This is a genomic window from Urechidicola vernalis (assembly GCF_031846385.1).
Taxonomy (GTDB): Bacteria; Bacteroidota; Bacteroidia; order Flavobacteriales; family Flavobacteriaceae; genus Urechidicola; species Urechidicola vernalis.
In genome coordinates, this window is record NZ_JAVRHV010000003.1 from 120510 (window position 1) to 136616 (window position 16107).

Genomic DNA, 16107 nt, shown 5'->3' on the forward strand with positions numbered 1-16107 from the left:
TAACGTATAAAATTCGTTTAAAACCTTTCAAACTATAGTCTTTGAAAGGTTTTTTTATTTATGAAGAAGAAACTGTTTTCCATATTATTTCTAGTATTCGCTACTACTATTTTTGCTCAAGTAAAAATAGGGGGAGTGGTTGTTGATGAAAATAGGGAAAGCATTCCATTTGCCAATGTTGTTTTTGTTGGTTCTACTGTAGGTACAGTTTCAGACGAAGACGGAAAATTTTATTTAGAATCGGATAAGACTTACACGCAGATAGAAGTATCATTCCTTGGTTATAAAACAAAACAATTAACTGTTAAAAATAGAGATCTTAATTTGGCTATAGTTCTAGAAGAAGATAGTGATGAACTAGATGAGGTGGTCATTTATTCTGGCAGAATTAAAAACAAAGGAAATCCAGCGGTTGCAATTCTCAGAAAAATATGGGAAAAAAAGAGGCAAAACGGAACCAATCTTTTTGATCAATATGAATATGAGAAGTATGAAAAATTAGAATTCGACCTCAATAATATAGATAGCGTTATGATGCAACGTAAGATTTATAAGGGGATGGAATTTATTTTTGATAATGTAGATACTTCAAGAGTTACGGGTAAATCGTATTTGCCAATATTTATTAATGAAGCTGTATATAAGACCTATGGAAATAACAAGTCTAAAAGAAAAAGAGAAGATTTAGTAGGTAATAAAAATTCTGGATTTGAATCGAATCAACATGTTATAGCCTATATAAAAGACTTGTATTTAGAGTATAATATCTATGATAATTATATTAAAATTTTTGACAAGAGTTTTGTAAGTCCACTTTCTAAAACAGGTTTACTAACCTACAATTATGCATTAACCGATAGTGCGTATATAGATAATAAATGGTGTTATAATATTGTGTATTACCCACGTAGAAAGGGCGAACTTACTTTTAAAGGTGACTTTTGGGTAAATGATTCGACTTTCGCGGTTAAAGAAATTAATATGTACGCTAATAAAAGTGCAAATATTAATTGGATTAAAGATATTTATATAGAGCAAGAATATGACGTATTAAATGATTCAGTTTTTCTTTTGAAGAAAGATTTTATGCTTTCTGATTTTAGTATAGGTAAGAAAGAAAAATCTAAAGGTATGTACGGGAAGCGTACAACTATGTACCGGAATTATAAATTCAATGAAGACAAAGGAGAAGATTTCTATAAGGCTGAAGCGGATATAAATGATGAAAGTATTTATGTACGTGATGAAACATATTGGGATGAAAACAGACAAGAGAAACTGAGTAAAGATGAATTAGGGGTGTACAAAATGTTAGACACTTTAAGTACCGTTCCTAAATTTAAACGAATTACTAGTCTAGTTACCATTTTGGGGTCTGGTTATGTAGAATTCAATAACTTCGATTTTGGACCGATATTCTCAACTTTTGGAATGAATGATGTCGAAGGGCTTCGAATTCGGGCAGGTGGAAGAACCTATTTTGGAGGGAATGAACCTTGGCGTTTGCAAGGTTATATGGCTTATGGTTTTAAGGACGATCAGGTTAAATACGGACTGTCTGGTAAGTGGATGGTTGATAAAAAGAACCGTATTATTTTAAGTGGTGGTAACCGTAGAGATGTGGAGCAAATTGGAGTGAGTTTAACCACGACAAATGATATTTTGGGGCGTAGTTTTGCTTCATCCGCATTTTTTACCACAGGTGATTCTAATAAGTTAACCTCGATAAATTTATCTAACTTTTTAGTTACGGCTGAACCCAAGAAAAATGTAACCTTTAGAACGGGTATTTCATATAGGACTTTAAAGTCCGCATCTCCAGAATTTAATCTTGATTATTTTGATGAAAACGGAGATACTCAATCTCAGGTGAAACAAGCAGAATTTGATTTTACCTTGCAATTGACGCCGAAAAGAGAAACCATCGGTTACGGTGTTGAGCGAAATGACGTAAATCAGGATTACGCAAGGATTTTGGTTAATTACACACGTGGACTTCCAAATCTTTTCGATTCGGATTTCGATTATCATAAGTTGCAATTTTATTACCATCAGCGTTTTTTAGTCGGAGGTTTTGGTAGGCTATATACCACTTTTGAGACTGGGAAAATATTTGGCGAAGTACCGCTCGGTTTATTGAGTGTTGTTCCTGGTAACCAATCCTATTTTGTAATTCCGAACACATACGCATTATTAGATTATTATGATTTTGTTACCGATACTCATGCATCAGTGCACTTAGAGCATCATTTTAACGGACGCTTTTTCTCTAAAATTCCTTTTCTAAAAAAGTTAAACTTTAGGGAGGTTGTAGGATTCAAATCGGTTTGGGGAAGTATATCGGATGAGAACATTGCTATCAATGCTTCCGATGTTATTTATCAGGCTCCAGAAGACGTTTATTTTGAGTACAGTGCAGGGATTGAAAATATATTTAAAGTGTTTCGTTTAGACTTTATTTGGCGGGGAAGTTATAGAGATATGCCTAACGCTAACAATTTTGGAATCAAGGGCTCCTTTGGATTCCGTTTTTAAAAACATAATTTTAGTAGATTTTACTTTGGCTAACTGTTGATATTCACTACTTTTGCACTCCAAAATTTAGAAGATGACAATTAGCAAAACCAAGACTTTTGATGTCTTAATAGAAATTCCAAAAGGAAGTAGAAATAAGTATGAGTATGATTTTGAATTGAATAAAATTCGTTTTGACCGAATGTTATTTTCTTCAATGATGTATCCGGGAGATTACGGATTCATTCCAGAAACTTTAGCCTTAGATGGAGATCCATTAGATGTATTGGTTTTAATGCATGAGCCAACATTTCCGATGTGCGTTATGGAAGTAAAAGCCGTTGGTGTTTTCCATATGGCCGATGAGAAAGGACCAGACGAAAAAATAGTTTGTGTTCCTGTATCGGATCCAATTTGGAGTAAGAAGGGAGATATTTCTGAATTGAATCCACATAGGCTTCAAGAAATTGAGCATTTCTTTCAAGTATATAAAGATTTAGAGAAGAAAAAAGTTGATGTTGGAGATTGGGGTAATGCTGAAGAAGCTTATGAAATCCTTGAAAAATGCATCGAAAGATATGAAAATAGTGAGCACAAAACGAATGGAAATTTTACCATTTAATTAATGTGAATTAAGCATATTAAAACCTCCTAAAAGTTTGACTTTTAGGAGGTTTTTTATTCTCCCTTATTTTACTACATTTGCTCCACTTAATTAATTAAAACTATAATATGGAATCTAATATTATATACGTGCCAGTTGCTTTGGCAGTATTAGGACTGGTATTTATGCTAGTTAAAATGGCTTGGGTTAAAAAACAACCAAGCGGTAATGAAAGAATGCAAAGTATTTCTAAAAGTATTAAAGAAGGGGCCTTGGCCTTTTTAAGTGCTGAATACCGATTGTTGGCAATTTTTGTTGTCATCGCATCAATCGCATTATTCTTCATTACTACTGTAGAAGGAGTTCATACACATTGGATGATCGTTCCAGCGTTTATTATAGGAGCTGTATTTTCGGCATTTGCAGGAAATATTGGGATGCGTATTGCAACAGATGCAAACGCACGTACAGCGGAAGCAGCAAAAACTAGTTTGCCTCAAGCATTAAAAGTTTCATTTGGCGGAGGTACTGTTATGGGGCTTGGTGTTGCAGGATTGGCAGTACTAGGTTTAACTTTAATATTTATGTTTTTCGTTGGGCAATTCATGGGGAATGATGGTTCTTTTTATGAAAATATGACCATCGTGTTAGAAACACTTGCAGGTTTTTCTTTAGGTGCTGAATCTATTGCATTATTTGCACGTGTAGGTGGAGGTATTTATACAAAAGCAGCAGATGTTGGTGCAGATTTAGTAGGAAAAGTTGAAGCGGGAATTCCAGAAGATGATCCTCGTAACCCGGCAACAATTGCAGATAACGTTGGAGATAATGTTGGAGATGTTGCAGGAATGGGAGCAGATTTATTTGGTTCGTATGTTGCTACAGTATTGGCTGCAATGGTTTTAGGTAACTACGTGATTCAAGATATTAGTTTAGCTAGCGGTTCTCAATTTACAGACAACTTCAATAACATGGGGCCAATTCTTTTGCCTGTTGTAATTGCAGGTGTTGGAATTTTAGCGTCTATTATTGGAACATTTTTAGTTGGAATTAAGAACAACGATGCAAAAGAGGCACAGGTTCAAAAAGCGTTAGATTTAGGTAACTGGGTGGCAATTATTTTGACATTGGCAGCGAGTTATTTTTTAATTACTTGGATGTTGCCAGAAACAATGGAAATGAAATTCTTTGGTGAAGGCTATGTAACTGTACCAGCAATGAACGTATTCTATGCGGCATGCATTGGACTAGCGGTAGGCGCATTAATTTCTGTGGTTACAGCATACTATACTTCTTTAGGTAAGAAGCCAGTTATGGACATTGTTCAAAATTCTGGAACTGGAGCAGCAACGAACATAATCGCAGGATTGGCGGTAGGAATGAAATCTACTTTCTTGTCGGTTATTTTATTTGCAGCAGCTATTTATGGTTCTTATGAATTAGCAGGATTTTATGGTGTTGCATTAGCAGCATCGGCAATGATGGCTACAACAGCGATGCAATTAGCAATTGATGCATTTGGACCTATTGCAGATAATGCAGGAGGTGTTGCAGAAATGAGTGAGTTAGAGAGTCACGTTAGAGAACGTACAGATATATTAGATTCAGTTGGTAATACAACTGCAGCAGTTGGTAAAGGATTTGCAATTGCATCAGCGGCATTAACTGCCTTGGCTTTATTTGCAGCGTATGTTACATTTACGGGTATTGATGGAATTAACATCTTTAAGGCAGATGTATTAGCAATGTTATTTGTAGGAGGAATGATTCCTGTAATCTTCTCTGCACTAGCAATGGAGTCTGTGGGTAAAGCGGCCATGGAAATGGTACATGAGGTACGTCGTCAGTTCAAAGAAATTCCTGGAATTATGGAAGGGACTGGTACACCTGAGTATGCTAAGTGTGTAGATATTTCTACAAAAGCAGCATTAAGAGAAATGATTATTCCTGGATTGATTACGATTATTACACCGATTATAATCGGATTGGCATTTGGTGCTGAGCCGTTAGGAGGTTATATGGCAGGTGTATGTGTTAGTGGTGTTATGTGGGCTATCTTCCAAAACAATGCTGGAGGTGCCTGGGATAATGCTAAGAAATCTTTTGAAGCAGGTGTAGAAATTGATGGTGAGATGACATTTAAAGGTTCTGAGGCTCATAAAGCGGCAGTAACTGGAGATACGGTTGGAGATCCATTTAAAGATACTTCTGGACCATCTATGAATATCTTAATTAAATTGACATGTTTAGTTGGATTGGTACTTGCTCCAATTTTAGGAAGTACTTCTTCTAACGAACATACAGGTTCAAAAGAGATGCATAAAGAAATTAAAGTTGAGGTATATGCTGAACATTCTGATGTTGCAACGGGGACTATAACAATTATCTCTGAAGTTGACGGCGAGAAAGTTGAAGTTTCTACAAAGGTTGAAGGAACTGAAGAAGAGATTGAAGCACAAATCGAAAAACTACAGTCTGAAGTAAAAGATGGCGATAAGATTGAAGTGAAAATAGAAAAGAAAAAAGTGGTTAAGAAAAGCTAATCACGATTCTGAATAAATAAAAAAAAAGCCAGCAATTTGCTGGCTTTTTTTATTGGGGAATGTTTTTTAATTCAATTAATGTTTGTCGAACGGCATCATTGTAAGTGTATTTTTTAACAAGTCGATAGTATTTTAGTTTTTCCACGATAAAGGGTAAATAATTAAATTGTCGGTTCTTCACATATTCATCCATCAATGAGTTGCTACTTTCTGCATCGTTAAGCAATTCTGGAATAATGACTTCTCCTGCTCGAACAAAATGTTCAATTAAACAAGTTTCCCAATTGTGATAACCTTGCGGGTACATGGTCTCTTTCATAGGGCTAAACAGGTGGTTTGTTTCTTTAATAATATCAGAGTTTTTCAGTACATGGTCGTTTACAAATGAATGCCCAAATTCGTGTATTGCTAATTCCTTAAATGATTTACTGTTAGAGAAATTAAAATTAATTTCCAATGGTCCTAAAGTGAATACCGCCGTTTTCATATTGTTTTCAAAACCTCCAAATGCGGCTGAAGGCCAAATAGTAATACTTGGCACTATTATATAATTTTCAAATTTTCGATTATAGAATGTTTCTAATTCTTGCAATAATTCAAATGAAGGTTTATTTTCTTCTAATAGTAACTGAATCTTATCACGGTATGGTTCTAAATTATCGAAAACAGTTTGGAAGTTAGATGTTAATGCGAATTGATTAAGAGCATTAGCCAGTTTAATTAGTTGAATTGATTTCTCATTGGACAAATGTTCGTAAATATTTCTAATATGATTTTCAATATCAAAAGTGTTGTCAAATGGTAATTCTGGCAATATATAGCAGAAGTTTTCAAGAAATCCATACCCCATACTTCCTCCAATTTCAAAAATTTTGGTCATGGAGTCATTATTTAGATCTTCTTCGTAGGAATGAATTATTTTATAAATGGGGTTGTTTTTATCATTTTCAGAGGGGTCGGCTAGTTCAATAATGTAGCCAAATAATTCAGTGTTTTTTTTAAATGTTATAGCTACTTCTTTGTGTTGGCTAAAAATTGAAATCGAAAGGAATAGAAATAAAAGGATTTTTAATGTTTTCATATGATTAAATTTTAGAGCAAATAAAATCATAATCTTAATTACTATCGACCGGAAACACGTTTCAGGACGTTTTATTTCACGTTATGGCACTTATTTTAAGTATTCGGATGGGGTTTTACCCGTTTGCGATTTGAAGACAGTATTGAACGTAGATTTTGAGTTAAATCCAGATTCTAGTGCTAGTGCTAATATGGTTTTAGTACTTATTTCTTTCGATTGAGCTTTCGTTAGAAAATATTCAACACGGTAGGAATTGATGTACTCCTTATAGTTTTTGTTCAGTTTGTGATTGATGAGAAAAGAAATATATCTTGATGGTATTTGTATTTCTTGCGCTAATTCTTTTATTGGAAAATGAGGCTTCAGAAATGGCTTTTTGTTCTCCATTAATGATTCGATTATTTGTAAAGTTTGTTCATCGTTGAAATGTGTATAGTCAGAGTTTGATTTTGAAAACATTTGAAAAGACTGTTGCTCTAAAAATATAAGGAATGCAATAGTGAAGAAAAGAAAAATGAGCGTATATTCTATAACTTCAAAATATTGCCAGCCAATGAATGAAAAAACAATCCAAAAAAGGTTTAAAAGCGAAAGACTACACATTAAAGAGAAAAATCTAAAATTCGAAATAACTCCTTTACCCTTAAATTTAAACAACTGATTAGATTGAGAAGTTTTAATCCAAAAACTAATCATAACTCCTGTCATCCAAACTAATGGAATATACTCCGACAAAATTATCCATAAAAGGTTTTCTCTTAAAATGAGTATTCCATGATAGGAAAGAGTTTGTAATGAAACTTCAATCAGAAAAGGAAGAAATAAAGCAAGTTGCCATTTATTAATCTTGAAATTATCATTTGTATTCAATTGTACAAATATCCACAGCGAAGGAGGAATTATCGTATAATACAATAAAAGTGAGATAGGAAAATTATCAGCATTTGCGTTATAACCAGAAAATGTTCCCCAAGAAAATAACAGTTCAAATGAGAAAATTAAGGTCACGATTCCTAAAAAAAAATGCGATTTATGACCTCTAAAAATTTGGGCTAGTAGTGATAGGCTAATCATACTAGCAAGTACAAATGAAATAAGAAATATACTTTCGTTCATTATCCAATTATTAGTAGTGCAATGAAACTAATATATTTTCTTAAAACAACCCATGTATCTGGGCATCTATACGTTCTATTATAGAAGAAAGATCTTCTGGATTGTCTACAAAGTTTAAATTGTCGATGTCAATAACTAATAATTTTCCTTTGCTATATTGGCTAACCCATGCCTCGTACCTTTCATTTAATCTACTTAAATAATCGATAGAAATGGTGTTTTCATAGTCGCGTCCACGCTTGTGAATTTGTCCCACTAACTTCTCTATACTTCCTCTTAAATAAATTAATAAATCAGGAGGAGTTACTAGGTTTTCCATCAATTCAAACAAAGATGCATAGTTGTTAAAATCTCTGTTGGTCATTAAACCCATTGCATGTAGGTTGGGAGCAAAAATACTGGCGTCTTCATAAATGGTTCTATCCTGAATGATATTTTTACCACTTTGTCTTAATTCTAAAACTTGTCTAAATCTGCTATTCAAAAAGAATACTTGAAGATTAAAACTCCAACGTTCCATTTCACCATAAAAATCATCTAAATATGGGTTTTCATCAACCGATTCATAATGCGGTGTCCATTTATAATGTTTGGCTAAAAGTTTTGTGAGGGTTGTTTTTCCGGCTCCAATATTACCTGCAATGGCTACGTGCATAATTTATTTTTTATAAACTTTAAAATTTGATTTACCTTATAAAGGTTTGTTTGTTAGTCTGTTTGCTTCGATTAAAGTATAGGAAGTTTTAAGAAAAACAGAATGCTAATTTAATTATTTTTTAGTGAATCAAAGTGTTCTCTAAATACAAATATCGATTAAAAACAAGGGTTTTATCAACACTGATGAATTGCACTGTATTAAAATCTGTGTTTTAGTGTATGATTTGAAGTTTATCATTTCACCCGAAAAAATGCTAACGGTTTTCGATTTGTAATCTTATAAAAGAGGTAAACAAGTAAATGTCGAAAGTACCTGGAATAAAATAATGTGACCATAATTATTAAAAACTTTAGCAAATCATTTTATAGCCAAAACCTCTAATATTAATGATTTGAATGTTTGCGTCTTGTTTTAGTTTTTTTCTGAGTTTTGAAATGAAAACATCCATGCTTCGGGCATTGAAAAAGTCATCATCACCCCATAATTTTTTTAAAATTATTGAGCGTTCTAATACCTTATTTCTCTGAATATGTAAATGCCATAATAATTGTGCTTCTCTATGTGTTAAATTTTCTTTAGAAGTGCCAAATAACAATTCTTGTTTTAACAAGTCAAAGGTATATTTTCCAATATTAATCGGTTCATTTTTAGATTTTTGCCGTTTTAATAAAGCATTAATTCGCACGATTAATTCTTCCATGCTAAAAGGTTTCTTTAAATAATCGTTACCACCAATTTCAAACCCTTCAACAACATCTTTAACCTGTGATTTTGCTGTTAGAAAAAGAATTGGAATATGCTCGTTTTCAAAACGAATTTCTTTTGCCAATGTAAAACCATCTTTAATTGGCATCATAACATCTAATACTAATATGTCCGGAGCATCGGTTTTATATTGTTGAAATGCTTCTTCACCATTAGTACAAAGTGTAACATCAAAATTGCGTGTAGTCAAACTTTCTTTAATAATTTGACCTAAGGCGGGTTCGTCTTCCGCCAATAATATTTTTATTTTATGATCCATGGGCGAGAGAAATTTTAAAAATTGTTTTTCCTTTTTTACTAAGAACACTGATATGGCCTTCGTGCTTTTCGATAATTTTTTTAGTGTAATGCAAGCCAATACCGAAGCCTTTTACGTCATGGACATTGCCAGTTGGAATTCGATAAAACTGCTCAAAAATCTTCTTTTGTTGGTTTTGTGGAATCCCTGGGCCGTTATCCATAATTAATACGGAGGAATCATCTTGTATTAATATTTCTACCAATCCATTTCCATATTTAATGGCATTATCTATCAGGTTTAATATGGCATTTTCAAAATGTAATATGTCTAAATTAAATTCTTTGCTTTTTAAAGCTGAAGAAAACTGTATGGTTGCAGATGGGTTTGCAATACGCTGTTTTTCTGCAATACTTTTTATTAATGAAACCACATCCGTTCGCTCTTTTTCTAAAGTAAACTGGCCATTTTTTAAGGTTGCCGTTTCTAAAAGTTTTTCAACCATCAAGTTTAGTTTAGTTAACTGCTCTTGAGACATGCTAACATAACTTTGTGCTCTTTCAGGACTTTTAATGGCGTCAAAATTTTGCAATCCTTCTAGTGCTATACCTATAGTTGTAATAGGTGTTTTGAACTCATGAGTAATATTACTGATCAGGTCATTCTTAATCTCTGAAAGTTTCTTTTGTTGATTGATTATCTTTAATAAATAAAATAAGCATAGTATTACTGCAGAGGATAAAATAAAAGATAAAAGAATGCCGAATGAACTTTTCCTTAGTGCAGCTGAAGTTGGATCTTTATAAAACGTAGTAAAAGTTTGATGATCTCTTAAATAAGTCGATTTTGAACCTACTTTGTAATCAAATATTAACCTTTCTATATTGTTGGTTTGTAAAATTGAGTCACGATCTTTAAATTCAAAATAATAAGGAGTAGAAATACTGTTTTTAGCCAATTGATTTAAAAATAGTGAATCTAATTGCTTTATGTTTATCGTATCCGTCGAAAAAGCAATCATCACGGACTGAATTCCCTTTATAACGCGTAAACTATCCGTATTTTTTTTATCATGATAAATGCGTAATGGTCTTTTTTCTATAAGAGTGTCTTTTTCATTTAAGTCTTCAAATTCCATACTGTCTCCATCAAACAATAATTGATTGATGAGGTCTGGCATTTTTTCAAATTCTTCAGGATCATCAGTTTTTATTTCTAATGAATTTATTTTAAATTTTCTTTTACTATTTGAACTTGTGTCCGATATGTCTGATTGGAAATTTGCAAATAAGTTATGATTGTTATTAATACTGTCGTAACTAACTATCGTTAAGAATTTGTCCTTAGAAATGGTACTATAATATTCATCAATTGCGTTGTCTAAACTATTCTGAATTTCATTGTTTACACGTGTTTTATTTTCAATATAATTTTTGAAATTCCAGTAGAACTGCACGGCAATTGTAGTTACAATTGTAACCGCAATTAATATGATAATCCATTGATATTTTTTAGTATTCATTCCAGTTCTATTTCAAATAATATTATTTTGCTTTAAAATCTATTTTTGCAATTTTAGACAATGTCTTTTGCATTTGTTTTGTCAGTTTATCAATTTCTGAAGATTTACCTGTTATTTTAAATGTTAAATCATCTATGTAAATAGCCTCATTTAAATCTGTTGGTTTTTTGATGTAAACAAATGCTAAAGTAATATTTTCTTCAGGATCGTTGTTTTCAAACATTTCTTTAATCATATTCCAATCAAAATCTGATAACTCTTCAAAATTATCGGTTTCAATTTTAAAATCTGAAACTGTTGATACCTTAATTTCTGGTCTTGTTTTGGATTGACAAAACCCAAAAAAAGTAATATTTAGAAAAACAATTGTAAGGATTATATTTTTGTTCATGACTAGTGATTGTTTAGTATTAGTTGGTTCAAAAGTAAGTAGTTAAATTAGAAGGAAAAAGGCGGTTAACACTCATTAACACTCATTAACGCTGTGTTGTACTAATGCCAGTTACTTTTGTAGATATAATTTAAACTTTTAAAAAAATGAAAACACTTATTTTAAACTTAGTTACTATTTGTGCATTCTTGATTAGTTATTTGGTAAATGCACAAGATTTTCAGGGAAAAGCATATTATCAAACTCAACGTAAAATGGAAATGAGTCTTGAAGATTCTGAAATGTCCGATGCTCAAAAAGAAAAAATGGAAGCCATGTTAAAGAAGCAATTTGAGCGTACTTATATATTAACTTTTAATAAAGAGGCTTCAATTTATAAAGAAGAGGAGAAACTAGATGCTCCGTCTGGTAATGTCCAATCAGGAGGGATGCGTGTAATGGTAATGGGTGGAAATGCTGGTTTAGAACAGTACAAGAATACAAAGACTAAAAAGTTTGCAAATGAACAAGATTTATTTGGAAAGAGTTTTTTAGTAAAAGATGAATTAGAAACTTATAACTGGGAATTTACAGATGAATCAAAAATTATCGGTAAATACTTATGTTTTAAAGCGGTGGCTAAAAGAGAAGTAGAAAGTATGTCTTTTAGAGTAGATAGTGATGATGAAGAAAAATCTAAAGATGTTGAAAGAGAGAAGAATGAACGCTTAGTTACGGCTTGGTATACTGCAGATATTCCTGTAAGTAATGGGCCAGACGATTATTGGGGCTTGCCAGGTCTTATTTTAGAATTGCATGATGGAGATAGTATGTCTTATTTATGCACTAAAATTGTAATGAATACTAAGGATAAGATTGAAGAGCCAACAAGTGGAAAAGTGGTGAATCAAACTGAGTATCGAAAGTTAATGGAAAAGAAAATGAAGGAGATGCAGCAACAATATGGAGGAAGAGAACGAAAAGGCGGAGGCGGTGAGTCCATTAGTATTAGAATAGGGGGTTAATAGTTGATTAAACTTTTTGTAATTTTTGAAGTCTTAGGTTTAAATGAATTATAAATAGTTTAGTTATGAAAAATACAATGACCCTTTTTGTTTTCTTAGTTCTATGTTCAAGCATTTTATCGTTTGGGCAAGGTTTTCAAGGAAAAGCCACGTACCAAACCAAAACCACTATAGATTTAAATTTGGAAGGGAGCAATATTCCATTAGATCAGCAAGAGAGAATTAAGGAGAGAATGAAAAGCCGTCTTGAGAAAGTATTTGAATTAAGTTTCAATTCAACGGAGTCTATATACAAAGAAGAAGAACAATTAGACAGGCCAGGACAAGGAGGTAGAGGTATGCGATTTGGTGGATTTGGAGCAGGGAAAAACTATAAAAACATTAAAGACCAACAATATACTCAGGAACAAAATTTAATGGGAAAAGAGTTTTTGGTAAAGGATGAATTGGAAAAATTGGAATGGGAATTTTTAGATGAGTCTAAAGTAGTTGGGAAACATTTGTGTTTCAAGGCAGTTGCTAAGAAGATGGCACCAAATGTAGAGGCTTTTAGATTTGGAAGAGGAAGAGGAGGAAATAATAATGATACTACCGATAAACCAAAGGATTCTTTAAAAGAAATAGAAGTGGTTGCTTGGTATACACCAGATATTCCGGTTAGTCATGGACCGGATTCGTATTGGGGTTTGCCAGGGTTAATTCTAGAAATTAATGCTGATAATACGCAAATCGTTTGCACGAAAATAGTGCTAAACCCAAAGGAGAAAGCTGAAATTAAAATGCCAAAAAAAGGAGAGGTAGTTACAGCAGAAGAGTATAGGGAAATAACTATTAAAAAAATGAAAGAAATGCGCGAGATGTATGGAAATGAAAGAAGAGGTGGCGGTGGTAGACCTTCTCGAAACTAAAGAATACTTAAGCGTTTTTTAAATTCAACTAACTAAATGAAAAATATATTTTTTGTCCTATTTTTAATAGGATTCACGTCTTATTCTCAAACGGCTAGAGTAGAAGGAACAATTAAAGACAGTATAGGAAACCCATTAGAACTAGCAAATGTTATTGCGTTTGTAAAAGGATCTAACAAAGTTGAATCGTACTCTATTACCAACGATAAGGGTGAATATAAATTAGTGCTTCCTACTAATAATACCTATAGTTTTAGAATCAGTTATATTGGTTTTGAAACGCAAAATTCAGAAGTAAATTTGCCTGATGGCTCTGCTGATATTGCGCAAAACTTCACTTTGAAAGAGGAGGATAATACCTTAAATGAGGTTGAACTTACCTTTGATATGCCTGTTACTATAAAAGGTGATACCATTGTTTATAATTCTGATTCTTTTACCAACGGCGCGGAGAAAAAATTAGAAGATGTTTTAAAGAAACTTCCTGGGGTAGAAATTACTGAGGATGGGCAGATTGAAGTCGAAGGAAAAACGGTTCAGAAGGTTATGGTAGAAGGGAAAGATTTTTTTGATGGAGATTCTAAAATAGCCTCTAAAAATATACCAGCCAACGCAGTTGATAAAATAGAAGTATTAAGAAATTACAACGAAGTCTCACCAATGAGAGGAATGGGAGATGATTCTGATAATGTTGCCATCAATATTAAATTAAAAGAAGGGAAAAAGAACTTTTGGTTTGGAGATATTGCAGCAGGGGTCGGAACGGAAGAAGGCTACTTAGTGCATCCTAAACTTTTCTATTACAGCCCAAAAACAAGTATAAATATCATTGCAGATTTAAATAATATTGGGGAAGTGCCTTTTACACGACAAGATTTTTATCGGTTTTCAGGAGGTTTTCAAAACATGATGAGAAGAGGAGGTACAAGTTTCAATGTTTCTGACGGAGGATTGGGTTTTTCTGCGATGCAAAATAATATGGCACAAGAAGTGATTTCACGATTTGGTGCAGCCAATTTTACGTATTCGCCTAAAAAAGAATTAACCATTAGTGGTTTCTCCATATTTAATGATTCTGAAGTAGATATGTTTACCGAGACTGTTACCAGAAATATAGTAACAGATAATTTAGAAATTAGAGAAAGTGTAAATAGTCAGCGTTCTAAATTAGGAATGTTAAAGCTAAGTGCTAATTATGTACCTGATGCGGAAACGCATTTTGATTATGATGTCTTAATGAAAACATCGAAACAAGAAGAAATAGGAGGTATCGAATCTTTTGTAAATGGAAACACGGAGAATATTGTAGACAATCAAGAGCAATCTCCTTCTTCAATTAATCAAAATTTGAGTTACTATAAGGTGCTAAATGATAACAATGTAGTTTCTGTAGAAATGCAACATTTGTATACAGAAGAAAACCCATTATTGAATTATTTAAGAAGTAGCCAACCATTCGATAATATTATTCCAACCGTTCCACAAACGGTGTATGATATGTCTCAACAAAAAGACGTGCGCACTACTAAATTTGATGGTAAAGTAGATTATTACTATGTATTAAATAATAAAAGCAATATAAATTTTACGTTGGGAAGTACGATTAGTCATCAAAATTTTGATTCTAATATTTTTCAAATTTTAAATAATGGAGATCGCCTTGACTTCGGAGATGAAGAGTTAACTAACGATGTAAAATTCCAATTTAATGATGTGTTCTTAGGTGCGCATTATAAAGCGGTAACTGGAAAGTTTACGTTTACCCCAGGATTTACTGTTCATAATTATTTTACAGAAGATACTCAGTTAGGAACAGAAAACTCAAATACGGATGTTGAGGTTTTACCGGACCTACTAGTTCAATGGAAAATAAAACAATCTCAAAATTTGAGATTCAATTATTCCATGACACGTGAGTATACCGATATTAACAGGTTGTCTGAAGGATATATTCTAAACAACTTCAACTCTATGTTTGAAGGGAATAGAAACCTAGAAAGTGCGGTTTATAATAGGTTTAATTTGAACTTTTTCAGTTTTAGTATGTTCAATTTTACAAATATGAACGCTTCAATCACCTATTCTAAGAAGGCAAATGATATAAAAAATATTTCAGAATTTACAGGATTTAACCAAACGATTAATACACCATTTAATTCGAATTTAGCAGACGAAGTTGTTAGTGGTAATGCGCGTTATGGTCGTAGATTTGGAAAGTTTAAAGTAAATGCAAGCGCCCGTTTAAATTATTCAAAATTAAATGGTATTGTAAATAACAGACCAAATGTTTCAGAATCATTTACTCAAAATTATACAGCAAGCTTTGCTACCAATTTTAAAACTGCACCAAATTTGGAAATTGGGTATGCCAAAACATTTAATCAGTACGATTCATCTACAAGAAGTAGTGATTTTACAACCGACAGACCTTTTGCGAAATTAGATGTAGTATTTCTACGAGATTTTAGTTTTATAGCAGATTATAGTTATTATAATTATAGAGATGGAACCAATACTATAGAAAACACCTATTCTTTTTTAAACGCTAGTTTGTTTTATCAAAAGAAAGATAGCCATTGGGAATTTATCTTTTCAGGTAAGAACTTAACCGATAACGAATCTATAAACCGAGACAGTTTTAACGAAACATTTACAACGGCTACAAGTTATTACGTAATGCCGTTGCGTTTAATGTTTACAGTTAAATATAATTTGTAATTATTAGATAATTTATACGACTAAATGATTGTGTCAATCGAACTG

The 16107-nt window shown here is 32.5% G+C and carries 12 protein-coding genes; 6 read left to right on the forward strand and 6 right to left on the reverse strand.

Translation table 11 applies throughout. The features are described 5' to 3' along the window. Window positions 1-60 precede the first annotated feature (60 nt). The 3 genes from RM519_RS07710 (at window position 61) to RM519_RS07720 (ending at window position 5661) form a co-directional block, all read left to right on the forward strand. The gene (locus RM519_RS07710; protein WP_311593111.1) at window positions 61-2535 is read left to right on the forward strand and encodes a DUF5686 and carboxypeptidase-like regulatory domain-containing protein; all 2475 of its coding nucleotides are present in this window, start codon (window positions 61-63) and stop codon (window positions 2533-2535) included. Window positions 2536-2608: 73 nt separating this feature from the next. After that, a complete protein-coding gene (locus RM519_RS07715; protein ID WP_311593112.1) occupies window positions 2609-3136 on the forward strand; it encodes an inorganic diphosphatase in 528 nt (175 codons plus the stop codon). 110 nt (window positions 3137-3246) lie between these two features. After that, window positions 3247-5661, forward strand: a complete 2415-nt coding sequence (locus tag RM519_RS07720) for a sodium-translocating pyrophosphatase (protein WP_311593113.1) — start codon at window positions 3247-3249, stop codon at window positions 5659-5661. Between the two features lie 49 nt (window positions 5662-5710). Here the strand turns inward: RM519_RS07720 and RM519_RS07725 are convergent, their stop codons facing one another. From RM519_RS07725 to RM519_RS07750, 6 genes are all read right to left on the reverse strand, one after another. Then, window positions 5711-6742: a DUF4932 domain-containing protein gene (locus RM519_RS07725; RefSeq protein WP_311593114.1), complete on the reverse strand. Its 1032-nt coding sequence runs from the start codon at window positions 6740-6742 to the stop codon at window positions 5711-5713. Between the two features lie 90 nt (window positions 6743-6832). Beyond that, the gene (locus RM519_RS07730) at window positions 6833-7858 is read right to left on the reverse strand and encodes a helix-turn-helix domain-containing protein (RefSeq protein WP_311593115.1); all 1026 of its coding nucleotides are present in this window, start codon (window positions 7856-7858) and stop codon (window positions 6833-6835) included. A 40-nt stretch (window positions 7859-7898) separates the two neighbouring features. Then, window positions 7899-8513 (reverse strand): deoxynucleoside kinase, encoded by a 615-nt coding sequence (locus RM519_RS07735; RefSeq protein ID WP_311593116.1) that lies wholly within the window; start codon window positions 8511-8513, stop codon window positions 7899-7901. Window positions 8514-8865: 352 nt separating this feature from the next. Continuing rightward, window positions 8866-9540: a response regulator transcription factor gene (locus RM519_RS07740; RefSeq protein WP_311593117.1), complete on the reverse strand. Its 675-nt coding sequence runs from the start codon at window positions 9538-9540 to the stop codon at window positions 8866-8868. Continuing rightward, window positions 9530-11041, reverse strand: a complete 1512-nt coding sequence (locus tag RM519_RS07745; protein ID WP_311593118.1) for a sensor histidine kinase — start codon at window positions 11039-11041, stop codon at window positions 9530-9532. The genes RM519_RS07740 and RM519_RS07745 overlap by 11 nt, the downstream gene beginning before the upstream one ends. Window positions 11042-11063: 22 nt before the next feature. After that, entirely contained in the window at window positions 11064-11432 is a 369-nt protein-coding gene (locus RM519_RS07750; RefSeq protein ID WP_311593119.1) for a hypothetical protein, read from the reverse strand. A 146-nt stretch (window positions 11433-11578) separates the two neighbouring features. On the opposite strand from RM519_RS07750, the gene RM519_RS07755 reads away from it, so the two are divergent. The 3 genes from RM519_RS07755 (at window position 11579) to RM519_RS07765 (ending at window position 16062) form a co-directional block, all read left to right on the forward strand. Next, complete coding sequence (locus RM519_RS07755) at window positions 11579-12436, forward strand: GLPGLI family protein (RefSeq protein WP_311593120.1); 858 nt, start codon at window positions 11579-11581, stop codon at window positions 12434-12436. Between the two features lie 65 nt (window positions 12437-12501). Further along, entirely contained in the window at window positions 12502-13344 is an 843-nt protein-coding gene (locus tag RM519_RS07760) for a GLPGLI family protein (protein ID WP_311593121.1), read from the forward strand. Between the two features lie 36 nt (window positions 13345-13380). Then, on the forward strand, window positions 13381-16062 hold the full coding sequence (locus RM519_RS07765) for a carboxypeptidase regulatory-like domain-containing protein (RefSeq protein ID WP_311593122.1): 2682 nt from the start codon (window positions 13381-13383) through the stop codon (window positions 16060-16062). Window positions 16063-16107 lie beyond the last annotated feature (45 nt).